Source organism: uncultured Draconibacterium sp., from assembly GCF_913063105.1.
Classification (GTDB): domain Bacteria; phylum Bacteroidota; class Bacteroidia; order Bacteroidales; family Prolixibacteraceae; genus Draconibacterium.
Genome location: NZ_CAJXYQ010000001.1, coordinates 257,641 through 276,770, shown reverse-complemented (window position 1 = coordinate 276,770; position 19,130 = coordinate 257,641). Strand labels below are relative to the sequence as shown.

At 37.5% G+C, this 19,130-nt stretch carries 11 protein-coding genes; 1 reads left to right on the top strand and 10 read right to left on the bottom strand.

Annotated features, from left to right (window positions below; all coding sequences use genetic code 11):
- Positions 1–72: 72 nt before the first annotated feature.
- From QZ574_RS00960 to QZ574_RS00945, 4 genes are all read right to left on the bottom strand, one after another.
- Positions 73–528 carry a hypothetical protein gene (locus QZ574_RS00960; RefSeq protein ID WP_297085806.1) on the bottom strand — a complete coding sequence of 152 codons (456 nt, stop codon included), beginning with the start codon at positions 526–528 and terminating at the stop codon, positions 73–75.
- Between the two features lie 158 nt (positions 529–686).
- Positions 687–3,206, bottom strand: a complete 2,520-nt coding sequence (locus QZ574_RS00955; RefSeq protein ID WP_297085804.1) for a TonB-dependent receptor — start codon at positions 3,204–3,206, stop codon at positions 687–689.
- A 3-nt stretch (positions 3,207–3,209) separates the two neighbouring features.
- The gene (locus tag QZ574_RS00950) at positions 3,210–4,040 is read right to left on the bottom strand and encodes a FecR family protein (protein ID WP_297085802.1); all 831 of its coding nucleotides are present in this window, start codon (positions 4,038–4,040) and stop codon (positions 3,210–3,212) included.
- A gap of 17 nt (positions 4,041–4,057) precedes the next feature.
- Positions 4,058–4,555 (bottom strand): sigma-70 family RNA polymerase sigma factor, encoded by a 498-nt coding sequence (locus QZ574_RS00945; RefSeq protein ID WP_297085800.1) that lies wholly within the window; start codon positions 4,553–4,555, stop codon positions 4,058–4,060.
- Between the two features lie 467 nt (positions 4,556–5,022).
- On the opposite strand from QZ574_RS00945, the gene QZ574_RS00940 reads away from it, so the two are divergent.
- Positions 5,023–6,414 carry a site-specific integrase gene (locus QZ574_RS00940; RefSeq protein ID WP_297085798.1) on the top strand — a complete coding sequence of 464 codons (1,392 nt, stop codon included), beginning with the start codon at positions 5,023–5,025 and terminating at the stop codon, positions 6,412–6,414.
- A gap of 142 nt (positions 6,415–6,556) precedes the next feature.
- Here the strand turns inward: QZ574_RS00940 and QZ574_RS00935 are convergent, their stop codons facing one another.
- The 6 genes from QZ574_RS00935 to QZ574_RS00910 form a co-directional block, all read right to left on the bottom strand.
- The gene (locus tag QZ574_RS00935; protein WP_297085794.1) at positions 6,557–8,200 is read right to left on the bottom strand and encodes an ATP-binding protein; all 1,644 of its coding nucleotides are present in this window, start codon (positions 8,198–8,200) and stop codon (positions 6,557–6,559) included.
- A 184-nt stretch (positions 8,201–8,384) separates the two neighbouring features.
- Positions 8,385–10,337: a DUF262 domain-containing protein gene (locus QZ574_RS00930; RefSeq protein WP_297085792.1), complete on the bottom strand. Its 1,953-nt coding sequence runs from the start codon at positions 10,335–10,337 to the stop codon at positions 8,385–8,387.
- Positions 10,338–10,354: 17 nt separating this feature from the next.
- Positions 10,355–11,386, bottom strand: a complete 1,032-nt coding sequence (locus QZ574_RS00925) for a PD-(D/E)XK nuclease family protein (RefSeq protein WP_297085789.1) — start codon at positions 11,384–11,386, stop codon at positions 10,355–10,357.
- A 20-nt stretch (positions 11,387–11,406) separates the two neighbouring features.
- Positions 11,407–12,297, bottom strand: a complete 891-nt coding sequence (locus QZ574_RS00920) for a hypothetical protein (protein WP_297085787.1) — start codon at positions 12,295–12,297, stop codon at positions 11,407–11,409.
- Positions 12,298–12,329: 32 nt separating this feature from the next.
- Positions 12,330–15,842, bottom strand: a complete 3,513-nt coding sequence (locus tag QZ574_RS00915; protein ID WP_297085786.1) for an N-6 DNA methylase — start codon at positions 15,840–15,842, stop codon at positions 12,330–12,332.
- Positions 15,839–19,111 (bottom strand): helicase-related protein, encoded by a 3,273-nt coding sequence (locus QZ574_RS00910; protein WP_297085784.1) that lies wholly within the window; start codon positions 19,109–19,111, stop codon positions 15,839–15,841. The genes QZ574_RS00915 and QZ574_RS00910 overlap by 4 nt, the downstream gene beginning before the upstream one ends.
- Positions 19,112–19,130: the final 19 nt, after the last annotated feature.

The following is a 19,130-nucleotide window of genomic DNA, read 5'->3' as shown; positions in this document are numbered from 1 at the left end:
ATTATTTTTTGTTGGAAACAGCAGAACAAAAAGGCACTTTTAAGTGCCTTTTTGTAGTTCTTAAGCTCTTAATTATTTGCCTCCTTTTCCTTTTTGCAGGCCATTTTTTACGGCTTGCTCCATTTGGCTTTTGTTTAATGCATTGCTACCCCGTGCTGCTTGTCTTTCTGCAACCTCTGCCATGTGGCCATCATACATTTCACGTTGAGCTTCGCTGAAAGTAGCCTGAAGAGCTTCTCTTTTTTCTTCGCGGGTTAATTCCAGGTTTTCAATAATTGCCAATTGTTCTTCGGTTAATGTGGCTTTAAATGTAGCCTGAAATTCACCTCCATTTTCTTTTATCTGTGTCATTACTCCATTGCCGTTACCATTACCGGCTCCACGCACGCCTTCTCCAGTTCCTTCGTTTAATTGTTGTGGTACTCCGGTTCCATCGCAAACTGCTCCTTCTTCGGTTTGAGCGAATGATGTGTTGGCTACAAATGCAATAAAGAAAAATGCTGCTAAAAATTTTACTAATGTTTTCATGATATACAATTTTTTAATTTATTAAATAATGTTTACATCTTCACACCGTTTGAAGTGGTTTTTCCCCTACCTGCGGAACGAAAAAAAATGAAAAAATATTGAGGTTATTTATGTAAACAGCAGTAAAACAGTGTGTTTTAGGTGGTAGAAAATTGTAATTAAAAAGTAAGGTTTAAATAAATTGTAGGGGTAAAAGGAAGCGCTTCAGCATGTAAGGTTACATCTCCTTCGTCGCTTTCGAGGCGGTAAAAATTGTCGTATTTAATATTCTTATGGTTGAGCAGGTTTAAAATGGAGATTCCGGTATTGATGTTTAGTTTCCTGAGATTAAAGGTTTTGTTAATGGCCATATCCAGGCGTTGGTAATTATCAAGTACGGTATTGCTAAGTAAATCGGGAAAACCAGAGCCCAAAACATAGTTAGCCGAAAAATGCCATTTGTTAAAACGGTAAATGGCTGCACCTTTTAGTTCGTGGCGCTGGTCGTGCAGTGCACGCGCAAAATTATCAGTCTCAAAATAATCAAAATGTTCTTCGGTTTTACTGTAGGTGTAAGCTATCCAAAAGTTCAAATTTCGGTAGGTTTGGCTAAAAAGAAAATCAAAACCAGACGAGCGACTTTTTCCGCTATAAACAGCCGAGTTGTACTCGTAATTAATAAAACGTGTTAAGCCCTTGGTGTTTCGCTGAAATACATTCAAGTCGAATTTTAAGCCTCCAGTCTTATAGTTAAAACCCAATACTTTGTGTGTGCCTTCTTGTACGGCAATCTGGTCAAAATCGCTGGTCATCCAAAAGTACCTGATGTGGTTAAAATCATCTATTTGTGGCAATTGAGTAACGTGCTGTGTGTATTTGCCGTACGATAAACTAATGTCTAAATTTTTGTCTACCAGGTACCTGAGGCTAAGCCTTGGCTGCCAGTAATTTTTGTTGTGTTGTAAAATGTGTTCGTAAATAAGGCCTGCATTTATATCCAGTTTTTTGCCAATTGTTAGGTGGTTGTTTATGCCAAGGTTTAGGCGGTTTAGCTTATTGTCCAACCGATGAATGTTAACATTAAGCGAATCTTCTTTGTATTTTGTTTCATGATGATTCCAGGCAGCAAATCCTTTTATTTGGTAGTTTTCTGCCTGCGGAATATGTGTTTCAATTTTTATATTTTGTTCATGAATGTGGTTCTCGATCTTGTCGTTTAACAAGGTTTGATAAATAGCACTTCCTGATGGAATGCTGGAGTCCGAATTTCCTCCTCCACTGCCATTTCCGCCACCGGTACCACCTCCGGCCTGCTGTTCGTTTGTAATGTTCCGTGTTAATGAAGAACCGGAAGCCGAAATCCGGGAAGTTATTCCATTGTTCCAAATATGATTGATTTGTGCCGACCAGCCGCTTTGCCTGTTTTTTTCCGAGTCGTTGTAGATAAAATTCGACTGTTTCCCCTCGAGGTTCAGAGCGTATTCAAATCTGTCTTTACCGTGTAAATAGTTAATCCGGTAGCTTGTTTTGTCGTTAAAATCACCTGATAGTTTGAGGTTGTAATCTCTGAAATTGTAATCGGGGTGTAAAATTCGTTCTGTGGCAGCATTTTCACCTTTGCCTGAATTTAAGGTAAGCCTGCTTTGGTCGTACAGCTCGTAGTAGGTTTGTCTGACGGCCATTAGCAAAGAGGCTTTCTTGCTGAACAAGGGAACGGAAGCCAGTCCGTTTACGGTTTGGTTGTTTACATTAAGGCTCGAGCTGAATTTCTGCCTGTTTCCGTCCTTTGCCGACACATCAACAATGCCTCCAACCCTGCCTTCGTAATCGATCCCGTAAGCTCCTTTAAATACACTTAAATCTTTTACAATTAAAGGATTTATTGTGCTAATGTTGTCGTTGTAATTTTTCATACTGAAAAGCGTAATACCATCCAGTATCAGTTTGCTTTGCCCCTCGTAGCTGCCCCAAATCAGCAGATCAGACGATTGCTCTCCGGCGGCCAGTATTCCAGGCTGTAACCTCAGCAGATTAAATACCGATTGATCGCCGTTACCCGGTAAATAATTACTTACAAAACTGTTCAGCCTAATTGCTCCCGGCTTGCTCACCTCTCCGGTTTTATGGATCGAATGAAGGGCATTTATGTTAATTTCTTCAATTTCATAAGAAATAGCTTTTAATTCCAGTTGGTGTTGTGTTGAGGCGGTTAGCACGGTATCGCAGAGGTAAAAACCCAGGTAGCTTACTTTTACCCTAAAAACTGAATCGGTTTTACATTTAACCGAAAAACTGCCGTTCTGGTTGGTGGTAAGTGGCCGTTCATTCACCAAAATGTGTGCATAGGGCAAGCGTTCGCGCGTGTTTTTGTCGATTATATTTGCGGCCAGTAAAAAAGTCTTGCTCTCCTTTTCTGTGCCTTGTTTTATAAGGTAAACATCTCCGAACTGCTCAACTACCAACGGGGTTTTTATAAGCAGAAATTCCAACGCATCGTGTACGTTGGAAAAATCATTATTAACAGTGCAAGTATATTTTGAAAGCTGGTTATTGCTAAACGAAAGATTGACGGAGTATTTTGCCTGAAGATCAATTAATATTTTATCAAGCGACTGATTGTTGTATCGCAAATGAACAGTTTGAGCATTTAGGGTTAGTGTCCATAGAAACAGTGTTGATAATAATAATACGTACCTCAAAAATCAATTCTTTTTTATTACATAATCGCCTGATTGTTGTTTTACAAATGTAAGATTTAAAGGCACACATACTATACTTAAAACATCTTCAATGTTGTCTGACTGTTTAAAGCTGCCGGTGTAAATATCTTCTGTTTGTACATCAATATTTATGTTGTAAGCAATTGCAATATCGTTAAATACCCTTTGTAAAGGTTCTGATGTAAAGAAAAATGTATTGTTTCTCCAATCAGTAGCGTGTGTAACGTTAGTTTCGGCAACCTCAATGCTGTTATTTTTTAAAATGGCTTGCTGATTAGGATAAATAATTTGCTTTATTCCACTTCCAACTTCTACCTCAACTTTACCAGTTAAACAGCTTACCTCGTAATGGTTATTGCGGGCATATATATTAAAACTTGTGCCTAATACCGTTGTTCTACCATTGTTGCTCACCACCGAAAAACGTTTTCCTTTTTCCACTTCAAAATAGGCCTCACCTTTAAGTTTAACGGTTCGTTTTACTTTCCACCAGTAAGGATTTACCTGCAAGCTTGACTGTCCGTTTAAATCAACCACTGAACCATCGGGCAGTTGGGCAGTGAGGTGTTCGCCAGCGGTGGCGGTATAATCTATCTGGTAAAAACGCATAAAAGAGCCAATACCCAGTAAAATAGCAACAGACGCGGCAATAGCCAAGTGCTGAAAATTCAATTTTCGCACTTTTGTTTCTTTTGTGGCAGGCCTTGTAAGTTGCTCTTCCATTAAATTCCATATGCTTTCTTTTGATTGCGGATAGTCTACTTCCACCATCTCGGTTAAGCTGTTTATTTTTTCCGTATTATCTTTTTTCATCACTTCAAATTTTTCTGTTAACCATTGTAATTCAATTTTACGCGTAGCAGACTTAAGGCATTTTTCATTCGTTTTTCAACGGCTTTAATACTTATGCCTAGTTGTTCGGCAATTTCGGTTTGTTTAAACCCCTCGTGTTTATTGAGTAAAAATACCGTTCGTTGTTTTTCGCTCATTTCAGCAAGTGCTTTTTCGTAGTCTTCTTTAAGTTGTTCGTATTCCATCATTTCGTCGGGCTTAATAGCATCGTCGTTTAACTTAAATTGTACATAGCTTTTATAATTGTCGGCAATTTTATTGCGCCTGTATCTCGAAATAAAAAGTTCGGTAGCCAGCTTGTACAGCAATCCTACATTTTTTTGCGGATGGAATTCAAAATCTTTCTCCCATAATTTCATAAATGCCTCCTGCGCAATATCAGTAGCCAGTTCTTTGTCGCCCGACCGGTAATAGATGTAGTTTCTTATCCGATCAAACTGTTCGTCAAATAATCCTTTAAACTCTTCCTTGGTCAATTTTCTTTGTTTTATCGGGTTTATATCAACTTAGTGCACCTTACAAGCTTTAGTTGTTTGCTTCTTTTTGCCTGCATAAAAAAGATGGTTTTTCCCAACTTTCATAAACATACCGAACTCAAACAATTTACCCCTACCTTTTATATAAATTTTTTTTGAATAGATAAGGATATAATAATCGGAATTAAAAGTAGTAAAGATATAGGTGTTTAACGGGTGCGATAATACGAAAAAAGCCAGAAGAAAATGTCTTCTGGCTTTTAAAAGTAGCGGGAGCCGCGCTACAAAATTATTTTTTCTTAATTTTTATTTTAATCGGCCAGTTAAATAAAAGTCTCTATATATAGTGCTTTTAGGAATATTTCTTTATTTTTGGATTCGATGAAATATTGAATGATTAAGACATTGTGTCCCAAATGTGTCCCAAATGTGTCCCAAAATTAATTATTCTAAAAACCTTGAATAGCATGGCAAACATCAATTTTGTACTACGAGAGAAATTTAAAAAAGGTAGCTCAGATAAAGTAAAAGAGCAGAAGCAAAAAAACGGTAGGCTTGATAAGTACTTCAATCCTATTGAAACACCGATCTTAATGGTATTTGGTTTTGATAGGAAAAACAGGTTTAAATGTAAGACAGACCTCAATATTCGCGCGAAAGATTGGGACTTCAGCAAACAACGAATGAAGACGAATCTAACGGGGAGTTCTGAATTCAATAAAAGAATCACTACACTATACAAAAATGTAACGGACTTCTATAACGGTTTGGTAAACGAGAATGCAGACATTACATTCAATCAGGTAAAGGAGAAAATCGTAGAGTTCGTAAAGTCAGAGCAGAATCCTGACTTTGAAGATGGAACGGGCTTCTTTGATGTATTACAGGACTATATAGATAAGAATAAAACGAATGTGTCACCAAGGACTATTCAGAAGTATAAGACGCTGAAAAAGTCATTGGAAGGATTTTGCGCGGACAAAAGAAAGTACCAGAACCTCACCTTCTCACAGATTGATATGAATTTCTATGATGATTACAGGAACTACCTTTTGACAGAAGTAGAAAATCCAAAGAGAAAGGACAAGGAAGGTAATAACGAAAAAGGATTGTTGAATGACACCGTGTCAAAATATCTTGAAAACTTAAAACACTTTCTTAAGTGGTCCCTTGAACGCGGACATCACAAGAATCGTGAGTTTCAGCGTACCGACTTTTCTTCGCGAAGGAAACCTAAACAAGATATTGTTACACTCTCAATGGATGAGTTAAAGAAATTCTATGAACATGATTTTTCTGCGGATAAACGCTTGGAACAAGTGCGTGACTTATTCTGTTTTGCCGCGTTTACCGGACAGCGATGGGGAGATATTGCAAACTTTAATAAGGCAGATATTGTAGGTGACTCCTGGATTTTTAAGGCTGAGAAAACAGGTAAGAAGACTATTGTTCCTTTTATCGGTTACATTGCACCAGCACTCCAAGTCTTGAAAAAGTACAACTTTAAACTGCCTGAGATCAGTAACCAAAAGTTTAACGATTACGTGAAGGAAGCAGCTGAGGAGGCTGAACTTGATAGGATGGTCTCAACTGAACGTATGAGAGGTCGCGATAAATTGGTTAGGACAGAACCCCTTCATAAGCACATAACAATGCACACGGGGCGTAGAACATGTGTTTCCTTGCTTCTAAATGTGGCGAAGATGCCAATTCCTCAAGTCATGGATATAACTCAGCACACAGACTTTAAAACACTTCGTAAGTATATTAACGAAGATCCGGATGCGTTGCGAAAGAATTTAGAGAATACATTCAGTGTTGTTGATATGAAAATGAGGGTTCTTAAAAAGGCAAATTAGCAGACTGGCTTAGTGTAAAATGAATCAGTAAATCAGTGATATAGATGTGCATTTCTGTTCTTAATGGGAATCAATCATAGCATCATGTATTAATTTCTATTAACAGATTCTATCAACAATCTATCAACAATTGTTAATTATTTCATGCCTTTTTGTTGATAGAATATCGGCGCCATCTCTTTTCTCCATCCCAAACGATTTCATCTTTTTCTTTCATTTGATCTAATTGAAATTTTATTCGACGCTTCGAGATTTCCTTTCCAATTCTATTATGAATATCACCTATTGCGCTTTTGGGATAAGTAATTAGGTCTTGATATATCAATTCTCGGAGCCTGTGATCTTCAATCTTTTTAAGAGTAGTTTTGCCTTTAAATTTGGTTTTTCTTAATAATTCCGGGTTCACGAAGTACTCGGTTCCTTTGGTTTTGCCTTTTGTTCTGATAACTCCGAGGTCAATTAATCTTCCTAACCAGTCTTTTATGGCATTTTGTCCTGGCAGATTTAGAAGTGATGAAAATTCGATTGCGGATAGGGTTGTATGCTGCGCGACCAAGCCTAAGCATATAAGTTCTTTTTGTCGTAACTGATATTCATTATTTACTCGATTAATGAAGGACACAATCTCATTTTTTGTAATACGTTTTTTTACAGTAACCCAAACACTGTCATCTCCTTCATTTGGAATAGGAATTTCTTTGCCATTACCTAACAGAATCTCATACATCTTGTCATAACCAGATCCTTCGCGTTCCATCAGTTTTAAATCGTAAAAGACTTTTGCAAGGTGTTCATTTCTTCGTATGGTTTTATGAAGAATGTTTTCTGTGGTAACTCCGAGCGGGAAAAGACCCGGGTTACGAATTTCTAATCGGTCTGGATATAGGTTAATGAAAATATCGCCACGCGTTGTATATGGTCTGTGGACAAGGGCATTTACCAAGAGTTCTCGTACAACTTCTTCTTCGTAATTAGGGATAAATTTTCGGAACATGCCATCTGATACTTCTATTCCTTCTTTCCAGTCGGGAATCTGTGTCCAAACAGCTTCTATTAACTCCTTAGGGTTCAACCAAAAGTCGTCCCAAACCATTTTATTAACACGCTGTCCATGCTCGTCATACTTAAGGAATTGAACAACCGGTGCATAGAGAAGTTTAGCACGATCGTTTCTTTTGCCAAGCCAAAGCACGCCCAGGTTCGTTAAATGTTGGCCTTCTGCCATTAAGTAGTATTCCAGTAGTTCGTCTTTGCCTTTATCTCTTACAAATTTGCTAATACGGTCAGATGCTTGAATATTTAGAATGAAACTTTGAAGTTTGGCTTCATCAATTTCGGTTTTCGGTACATTGCGAACGACTTTAGTCTCCCAAATGTATGATGGTTTATCGGTAAGCAACCGCATAAGCTCGTCAGGAGGTAGTGGGAGGCAATTATCTGAGACTCGATAGTAGTACTTTCCATCGGTAGTGCTGGCAATTGTTGAAATGCTTGGTAATACCTTTAAATCGACATACTCACCACCATTTTTACTGGTAATAATTGTAGCCGTTGTTCCGACGTTAATTGTGAGTTCTGAAACTCTTTTTATAATTTTCTGAGGTAAATCCGGATTTATTTTTTGATTAACTGCAGGTTCATTTTCTTCATCTTCAATTCCAATGAGTATGCTGCCGCCTCTTGAATTTGCAAAACTTACACAATCCTTGGCTATTTCATTCCAGTCGGCAGTTTTTCCGGTAACCAGTTTTAATGATTTTCTGTCGAAGAATATGTTTTCTTCCATTAATGCAATCGTTTAAGCTTTTTTATCAAAGTTATAAAAATCTATATCAAACATTCAACTCTGCCAGCTTCTTATAATCCTCACGCAAAATAATACCGGAGAACTCTTGGGCGACAATTAAGGCCTCTTTATTGCTAATCTCATTGAGCCTGTTGATTTGAGTTAGGTTAGAGTTTTGACAGGGTTAGTAGAGCATAAGCTGTTTGTCTTTTCTCAATATTTCTTTTTCAATATATCGTTTAAAATCATCTACTGATGTATAACATCTAAATCCAGCATTATTAGCTATGGCAAGAGTTTCTGCTCCTTCGTTAAGCAGAACAGCCACCGGTTCACTTAATTCTTCCTGAATGCCATTTGGCCATGCTAAGTCAAATATGGCTTCTTGCTGGCCTGTTTCAGGATTGGAATAATCATATGCTATCTCACCGGGTGTCAGGTTTTGTTCTTCTACCCACGATGCAAGTTCTTCCAGTTCTTTTTCTTCATCGTCAGAAGAAATTCCTCCATATATTTTTTGCGGTGGTTGAACAGTCGAACCAGACAACCATTTTGTGTCGCCATGTAGCAATTCTTCCATTTTCTTATTCGTTTCTTCAGCTAAAAGTTTTTGTCTCTCCTGAAGGAACAATCGGTAGTTTTCAATTTTCCATAAATCCTCATTCATTGGAATCCATTGAGAAGATAGTGCGCCAGGATGACTGCTTTCCACTTCTTCAAAATATATTTCCGGCAACCTGTCACTAATTTTTAGATTTGTATCCTTAGTAAGGAAACAGAAGTTTGCAAGTGCATTAACTTCTGCCCTTGAATAACCGTACTTATAAAGTTGTGCCTTTGGAAATATGTGGTGTACCTCAAGTTTATTCATTTTACCCAGCAAGCTGGCTTTTAATGGAATTCCAGTACCCCAATCTTTGGCCTCTCCCATACGGGTTAGCATATACAAAACCGGATAAAACCTGGCACCAAGACTCCAGCCGGAAAAGTGCCCTGGTTCCACTTTTAATCCTCCATGCCATAGTCTTAGTTGCTCTATAAGATTATCAATTCCATTCTCCTTACCTTCTATCACTGATAAATCCTTATCGATATAAGATTCTGTTGAACCGGAAAATCGTCCCCACATACCAGCCTGAGCGTACCAAAATAAGAGTTTGTCTCTTGTTGTCTCGTCTAATCCTCCATTTAAGTTATCTAACAATCGAACCATGACTGGTATGGCGAAACGGCCAAATAATACTCGGTCATGATCTAATCCTAATCTGCCTGAAATTAGATTAAGTACATTATCAATATGTTTTGTTGCCTTTTTAAACGCATTCTCAATGTCCACAGCTTTCTGATTATGTAGATATTGAAATTTTGCTTCACCTGTTAAGATGGTATTTACAGACCTTAATAACCAATCCAGGTTGAAATGATATTCCGAATGTTTCCAATCATCAATCTGCCCTCTCATTAAATCCCGGGCATCCGGCCATTCTGCACAAATTTTAGCTAAGGCAAGGTCTCCTTTTGATAGTTTGGTTCCGCCGCTGTTAACTTTGTTGAAAATATCAACTACAACATCAATAGTTTTATCTTCTCCTGTAACATCTTCAATGTTGAACGAGACATCTTTAATCCCAAGTAATTTAGCCAGTTTACCAACATATCTCGATTGTCCTGTTAATTCCGGTTTACTATATAGCCTGGCAGTTAATTCATCAATCCCATCGTGTCCTTTTTTCATCAGTTCGGTAACATTAATCCATAGCGGATCTTCGTCCATTTTCATTGGCGAGTAAAACATGAACTGTTCCGTCGCCAGGTTAAAGTAAAGCCCTGTAAATGCCTTCTCATTGCCTTCGAAAAACTTCGGAGCTTTACCTCGTATTACCCCGTATAGCGTTGTCATTCTTTGTTGGCCATCAAGTATTAGTTTTACAATTCCGGGTGCTAACTGTCCATCACCACGATGCACTGCATTGGTTGATTGCGTTGCCCAGACAAGTAAACTTCCAACAGGATGCCTCTTGTATAATGAATCAAAAAAACTACGTACCTGATCTCTGTTCCAAACATAGCCTCGTTGAAACTCAGGTAAAGCCATATGGCCGTTGTCAATGTGTGATAAAAGTGTTGATATTTCCATCTTATTAGTTTTTAGTTCTATCTTGTTTTACGGATCGCTATTGAATTTCTGTCTATCGTAAATAAGCTCACACCCGAACTTGGGTGTGATTCGTGTGCTGCTCTTATTCCCAGGTTTCCTTTCCCTTCTATCCAAAGGTATTTATAAGAATGGATCAAGTCAAAGAAGGATATAAAGAAATCTCCATGTGAGCTGTTTTCGTAGCTGAGGATTAATGCCTTCTCGACTCTATCCTGTCTTTTAACGGTTTTTTTAAGATTATCAGATTCAATAAGGATGCTAAACAATGAAAGTAGATTTCCTATTGCTGTTGTATTATTGGGAATGGGGAAAGTTATATTGCTCTCATTCTCCTGGTATGTTATATTACTATCCATAATTTTTTCTAAAAAAGTTTCAACACATTCTTCTCCAAAGAAATCAGCAAGACCTCTGTTTCTTTCCAAGTTTGATAATCTGCTAATTAACTTGGCGGTATTTGTTACTCTTTTTTGAATGAAATCATGGTGTGATTCAAAAATGCTTCCTGCATAATTATCGAGATCTTGATACAAGCTAATCACCTGATCCCAATTTAGATGCACTGAGTTAGTGTGGTTACTGGCATAGTAAGAAAATTCCTTAATGGCTTTAATGTTAGAGGGATTAATTTCTTCTGGCAAGTTATCAATGTTATATGGGGTGAGAAAGACAAAAATAATTCTCTTGCCAGGGTATTTGTTCGTGAGTTTGGCGTAATACTCGTTTAGCTGATTGTCTCGTACACTCGAATCAGTTGTTTTAACCTCAATACCTACAATATCTTTGGAAGCAGGGGAGAGAATAACAATATCTATTCTTTTATTATCGTCAAAGGAATCTTCGCTGATGACTTCAAATTGGTTGGCATTGATGAGGTCGGAAAGGTTAATTCTGGTTTGGTTTTGTATTAAATGCAGCAGGCCAACTAATAATGAGCTATTTTTACGTAATGCATCTGCCAAAAACTCAGAATGGAATGGCTCTATTCTACTTGTAACCTTTTCTATTATTTTGAAAATATTTGGCATTATACACAAGTTTATTATTGTTAGTAAAAAAATCCAGACCGGTCACAAACCCAACCCTCTGCCAAGTCTCCATTTAAATCATTTGCGTATAAAATCTTCAACCACTTTTCAGAGCCAACTGTTTTTTCTTCCTGTATAACAACTAAATCGCCCTTGTTTAAGTATTGACCGGAAATAGTATTATTGGATAAAATGTGGTTGTTTCGGATATTTAAATTGTCTACAGCAGTAACTTTGTAATTAGGTAATGAAGTTGACAGATCTAAAGTTTGATAAAGTGTAATCGAATCAAGTTTTTCGTTGATGCTGTCAATATGACTTGTAATAGCTTTAATATCGTTTGATTCTAATTTGACGAACGATTCATTTTTTTTAGAGCAAGGCAGATTTGTAATAACTAAAGTGATAAACGCAATTAAAATCGCAATCCAGGTAGCTCTGTGTGATTTATTGAATCGCCTTTTTTCTTCTGTTTTAAAATTGTTTTTAATATAGTCGAGGAGTCCTTTTGTTAAATAAATTTCATAGTCAAAAAGGTCAACAAATCTATCATGAAGATTCCTGTTAATATCCGTATAATCCTTTTTTTCTCCATTAATTGGATTATAAGTGCCACTTTCAAATCCATGCAAATTTCGAGGAACCATGAATATCCAGTGCTCATTACGAAGCTGGTCGATGAGGTTAATAAAAGTTGCCAGGGTGTTTTTGTAAAGATTATAATCAGCTTCATTTTTTGCCCTATAACGCACGATTTTTGTTGGAGGGTCTGCAATTAACTCGAACTCTACTTTTTTAAAGGTCTCGAACGATTCTATAATGGTTTCAATTTTTATCGACACGGTTTTATTTCCGCACAATTCCTTTAAAGTGCACAAAAGGCGTTTTTCTGTTTTGTCAAGTTGCCTCATACCATGTGTTTAAAGTTAAGTTCTGTTCTTTTTTACACTTCCCACTCCGCCAACTCCTCAATACCAGCCTGCTCATAATCCTCACGCGAAATAATGCCGGGCAACTCCGGGTCAACAATTAAGGCTTCTTCGTAGCTTAGTTCGTAGAGCTTGTAGACCATGAGGTCCAGGATCGCAGGAGGAGACTTTAAACACTTGACGATGGCTATATAATTGCTGAATACTTCTGCACAATCTAACGGCAACTTGATAATCTTTAGTTGTTTGATTTTTGATGTACTGAGCTGGTTGAAGTTTCCTTCTTTGATATGTTTCTTTGTTAATTTGCTGTTAAGTATAATTGAAATTAATTTTGTAAATTCTTTACTTGTGGTAAGCTTTAGCACTTCGAGGAGATAGTTCGATTTCTGTTTAGGTTTAAGATAGATGTAGTTTTGACCACCCAATCCTCCACCGGAAGCATAAACTGGCTTGCCTGAATAAGAGAACAAATCCATTTTCTTTGTATTAACTACTATCTTTGCATTGTCAAATGGCACACTCAATCTTTCATATAATGGTTTGTACCAGTGCTTGCGTTTCATTACTTTCTGTACTGCTCCAGCTGAACTATAAACTTTTTTAATGTCTCTTTCTGTATATTTATCAAAAGTATTCGTGGTAATGTTATAATCAACGGTTGTCGAACGATTTATTAATACTGTCTTAAACTGAAATAAGTAATCGTAGATGTTGTCTGAAGGCTCTTGGTTACCCACATAAATGATAAGCTCATCTGTTTTTTTTACTTTATATCTTTTTAAATGGGTACTATTAATAAATGGCTTTAAATAGTTCTCATCCTTTCTCTTTAATTTTACCCAGGCTTCTTCTATTTTAAGATATATTCTGTCATTATGGTATTTGTAATCAATATCTTCTCGCAAAACGAAAATTCCTCTACCTATTAGACTTTTTTCTATTAATCCTTGTTCTGCATGCCTGGATGTAACCCTGTCGCATCCTGTCACAATACCTTGCGAAACTTCACATATTTCTCCTAATTCTATTTCTTCAATTCTTTTATTTTCTGATTCAAAGAAATGCCAAATATTAGTACCTGACTCGTCGAAATTATCCTGGTTGATAATCGCTTCTTTATCCAAACAGGTTTTTAAGTTCAATTCCTTCGAAAATTCATCGATTAAAAATAGCTTTCCATTTTTTCTCTTTTGATTTTTTATTAGCAGCAATACAGCACTTGACGTGCCTGCATCTTCAAATACATCACTGTTTTCAAAGAGTAGAAGTTGTGATAGGTTCGTGTTTTTTAAGATGTATTTTCTAACACGATTAGCCCAATCAGCTGTCATAAATTCATTTGGGACGATGTAACTCAGAACACCATTCTTTGCATTCAAGAAGATGCCGTAAATTATGAAAAAGTAGTATAGATTTGAGCGCCTTCTGTAAAATGGTTTCCAAAAAATATGATTTTTTATTGGAGCAAAAAGATTAGTAAATTTCTTTTCTCCGATGTATGGTGGATTACCAATAGCAATGTCAAATCCATCCCGCTCCCCAAACATCCATTTTGGATCAAACCATTTAGTTGAATCGTTACTAAACGGATTCCAGGTGGCTAACATCTGGGTCTGAGTTTGCGGTACAGTGTTGTGGCTGCCGGGTTCACGGCTCAATAAGTCAATACTGGTATTAAACATTTGGGCTTGTACCTTACGGAACTCATTTTTAATGTTCTGTTTTTCTTCACCATAGCTAATAAAATATTGGTCACGTAACTCTTCCAGCTTATTAATAGAATCAACGTTTTCAAATAGTTGACGGTCGGGAGGCAAAGGGATAAGCGTATTCGCGCAAACGAATTTAAATTCGAGGTTGGGCAGTGGTTCAATCCCACGGTTGGGTAAATCGTCTTGAATTACCTCATCTACTATTATTGACAAGAAAAAACGGAGTTTAGCAATATCAACTGCAACAGGTTGAATGTCTACACCATAAATTGAACGCCGGATAATGTTGAGTTTTCTGGCATAATCGTCCAGATCATCATCATCGTAAACCTGTGCAGCTTTTAGTTTCGACTCTATCAATTTCCGGTAAACCGGATCTTTAATATCAGCAAGTATTTGTTCTATTGAGTTTTCAGCATTGTGGTCAACCTTTTGCAGGATGAGGAGCATCTTTTGCAAAATACCCATAGGAAATGCCCCGGAACCACAGGCAGGGTCAAGTACTTTTATTTTGCTCAGTGCTTCGTTTACTGTATCTTCTTCATTAGCATCTAATCCAGATTCTTCGCGGCTGTAATCGAGCAATAAATCCAGTTTTTCTTCATCTATGCTTGTTTGTGTTACAAGGTATTGTTTCAGGCTTTCATCAACCATGTATTCCACAATGGGGCGCGGTGTATAATAACTTCCGGTCGATTTCCGGGCACTCTCTCCGGTTTCAGGATTAATCTCAGCCAGCAGGTTTTCAAAAATACGGCCTAACATTTCGGGGTCAACCGATAAATCAATATCAATACTGGTATTTTCATCAATGGTGAAATTGTAAGTTTCCAGTATATCAATAAAATCACGCCACCATTGGTCAGGTATTTTTAAAGCGTAGTTGGGTTTATTGTTTGGGTAAAAATCATCGGGTTGTGGTTCAAATAATCCACCGTTTAAAAAAGGGATTTGATTATAGGGTTTTTCTTTAAACTCTTTAGAACGTTCATTAACCGGTGTGTTTAATACATTAAAAAACAATGGTTCTACTCTGCCATGATAATAGTTCGGATTAAATGAAATGGCAAAAGTTGATAGTACATCTTCAGGAATTAAAGGAATACCATCGGCCGATTTTTTCTTTTTCAAGAACCAGCAGAACACTGTTCTACCAATTAAGCGTACCGCAAATTCTTTATATTTCTGTTCGTTGTGTTCATAAGGTGTTGAGGGTAGTTCCAATTCGTGGTCGTAATTTTTGGTACGTGAGCCTTGTTTGCGCTTACCGCCCACCAAGCGCGAGAACATAACTGCAATCTGGTTGTAAAACTCCTTGTTAACAACTTCAACCGAGAAGCGTTTCTGCAGATCCTCGAAACTTGTTACTCGTCCTTGGGTAACTAAAAATTTCTGTGGAGTATGAACGGCTCTTACTCCAAGAATAAACGAGTAACGCTTGGGATTGGAATAATCGCGTTGGATTTTGTTTTTTTCGTCAATTTTTAGGTCGATGGTTACAAGCGAGAAGCGGTAACTATCGCCGGTTTTTGGAATAAGAACTACCAATGCTCTGCGTTTGCCAAATGCAGCCATTAAACGAAACATTTCGCGTGTTAAACTTACCCGGGCATCGTTTTCGGAGCTGTGTTTAACTTTATATACAGCAAGGTTAAGGCTGTTACTTTCGCCCCAAAATGTTACTTTATTCGTGTATTTCGATTTAAAAGGAATCTCAAGTTCTTCATTATGCTCCTTATAATCTTCGGGTAAAAATGATTCGAGAAAGTTTAAAAAATCCTTTTTCTTGTAGGGTAGGCTAAAATCAATCATGCTTCAGTTTTAATGTTTGTTTTTGGGTGAATAAATTCTTCCGACAATATCAATAACTCTTCTCCTTCATCGACACTTCGTGCTGTTTTAAGGATGGTTGAGATATAGTGTGGATTTATTTTTTCAGGTATAGTTTCTGCTTCGTTTGGTTTTATCTTATTCAGGAATTTTAGGAAATGTCGTGGTAACCCGTCCAGGTTAATTACGGCAACTAAATCAGATAAGTAGTCTTTAATACTTCCATTACTGTTTTGTGTGATCACTTCCAGTCGGTCGAGTACCTCTCGTTTTAATTTTTCGTTGGGCACCTGGGTATTGCGTTTGAATAAATCGTCTTTTACCTTTTCGTAGAGTGTTTCAAATTGTTCCGAAGTTTTAAATGCCTTTTCTGTTGCAGTAGCCTCAAATAGTTTTAAGGCTTCTTCCGGTGGTAGTGGTTCTGTTTTATCTTGCGATCTGGCCATACGAAACACAAAGTCGTTTGCCTTTTTACCAAATACCAGTACCCCTTCCTGTTCTTCGTTAGCGCGTGCGATTCTTGTTCGTTTAGGAATTTCCAGGGCCAATTTTAACAATTCTGAGTTGGTGTCGGAAAGGTTCAGGTAATAGTCTTTGTATCTGGTGTCCCACGAACGTTCTTCACTCTTTTCCAGTTCAACGGCATATCGTTCTTTAAAGAAGGATTGTAGTTGTTCCTCATCAGTTAATACTTTCGTATCGTCACCCAACAGGGCTTGTATCATGGCAATTTTAAGTGTCGATATTTGTTTAGTGCGTGTTTCATCCTCTCCAACCGATGAGGGGAAATAGTTATAAATAAACAGGGTGTCGAACACTTTCTTATTAATGCGGTTTATCCTTCCAATCCGTTGTATAACGCGTGTAGGATTATACGGAATATCATAGTTGATAATCATTCCTGCCCGGTGCAGGTTATAACCCTCTGAAATGGCATCGGTGGCTAATAGTATTTTGAACTTGTTCTCCTGTTTTTCTTTGTCTAATCCGGCGTTAAAATTGGTATCAATGGTTTGTTTGTTCTTAACTGATGAATCGTTGGAGGTGTATTTAAACACAGGCAGATCATTCTTTAAATTCTCGTAGAGGTAGTCCACCGTATCGGCATACTCCGAAAAGACAATGATTTTACGCTTCGGCTCCAGTTTCATGTGTTTCTTTAGAAGTACTGCAATCTGACTCAGTTTTGGATCGTCCTTAATGCCATCTTCAAACCATAATTCATGCAAGGCTTTCAATATGGCTATGTCTGATTTAAGATCGTTTATAAATCCAACCTTTATATCTTCAATCGGGATCTCAAACAAGCCACGTTTTTTTAGCTTCGCCAACTCATCATCCAGGTTCATGCCTTCAATTTCTCTTAGTACGTCATCCGAATTGATTTCGTAATAGCTATCAATGTCAGGTAAATTTCCTTTTTTGAAAATGGGGACGGTTTTACGAACTTCAATCCATTGCTCAATGTTTTCTGATGAACGAATCATGTAGTTCAATGTTGATTCAAAGGCTGCTATTGAACTCTCAAATCGGCGAACTAATAACCTGCGCATGAATTTTGAAATCTGGTTCTGCGCGTTTCTAAATAAGTTGAAGTTACCAAACTCTTCCTCGATGGTTTTCTTATATTTTTTAAAGTCTTTAAGGTAAGTGATAGGCCGGTAGCGCGCTCCCTTAAAACAATTCTTACCATCTTCAGATGCAATACGTTCAAGAGTATAAATGTACTGGTCTTGAATACTGCCTAAGTCGTATGTTAGTTGTTCGGGTGGATTAACCTTGGGGAAATCAATTCCCTGTGTCTTAATATCGTCACTATAGGCTGAAATCTCGTCCAGGTCGAGACGTGAACGACGGATAACCAGTGGCGATATGATTAGTCGTATCTGCCGGGCAATATCATCTACCTTTAGTTTAATTGCCTCTGGTGTTTCCGACTGATCCTTTTGTGTCTTTTCCAGTCTCTTATACTCTGCAATGAGTCTAAAAAACTCTTCTGCAAGGTTGCCAACTGTTTTTAGAGTTGATTTTGCCGGAACCTGGAATAGCTTAATCATGGAGAAAACATCTTGCGGCCGGTTGTTAAATGGCGTTGCTGTTAACAACACAACTTTATTCCCCTGGCAAAGGTTATGCAGCATTCCGTAATCTGTAGTTTCTTCGTTACGGTATTTGTGTGCCTCATCAATTATTATTAATCTTTCCTCACCATCAGAGTTGTTGTTCATGTATTCTAATGCAGCAGCAATTTTGCCACTACTAAATACTTTGGCATTAAAATCGAAATAATCACGGTATTCGTCGTCCCATTGTTTAACAAGATGGGGAGGAGCAATGATAATCGTCTTTAGGTTAAGATTATGTGCTACCGATGAGGCAATAATACTTTTTCCAAGTCCAACTACGTCAGCGATAATAACTCCGTTGTGTTTTTCAACGGTGCTTAACGCCAGTTGAATAGCATCCATCTGATATCGTAGATTAAAGAAACGTTCTTTCGTAATCTCATGTGGATATTTTACCTTTTGATCCAGGTCAATACTAAAGTACTCATGCAATACTCTAATGTAAAGTAGAATTGGTTTATATACCTTGTCGAACCATATCTTTTCAATTACATCATCTTCAAATATCTTGATGTTATCCTTATCGGCAATGATTACTGCCTGGCCCCAAAGTGTATCGAAAATTTCTTTACCGGTCTCAAAGTCGGAATTATCTTTAAGTACAACATTCAGTTCATACTGCGCCCTTAATCCCGATCGAGTGAGGTTAGATGAACCGGTAACAACACGTCCCAGTTCCTCCCCATGGTGAGAGTGATCTTCATCAAACTCGAATAGATACATTTTCGAGTGGTTCGGGTCTTTCGTTTTGCGTATTTCAAGCGTACCCCCTTTTATCTTCTCATAGAATAGTTTGAAGGCTTCTATGTTCTTCCGACTGTCGAAAAAGTTCGTGTTGTTGAATAAATCAACAAGGCTATTGTTGAAATTTTCTCTTGTTTCTTGTCTCGAAAGATTCCGGTCAACCAATGTTTCAACTTCTTTCACCTGGTTCATTATCCCTCTTTCGATCTCGAGGCCAACAAGTACTTTGAGTTTTTTGTCATTGATGTTGTTGAATATCTCTTCAAATCCAGAGAAATAAAAGAACCCTACTAAGAAATAGAGGTTTTCAGAATCCTTGATGTAATTGTTTACAACATTCGTGAGTAGTTTCTCTTGGTTGGTGATGAACTCTTTGGTCATTAATAACGTCTATGGGTTG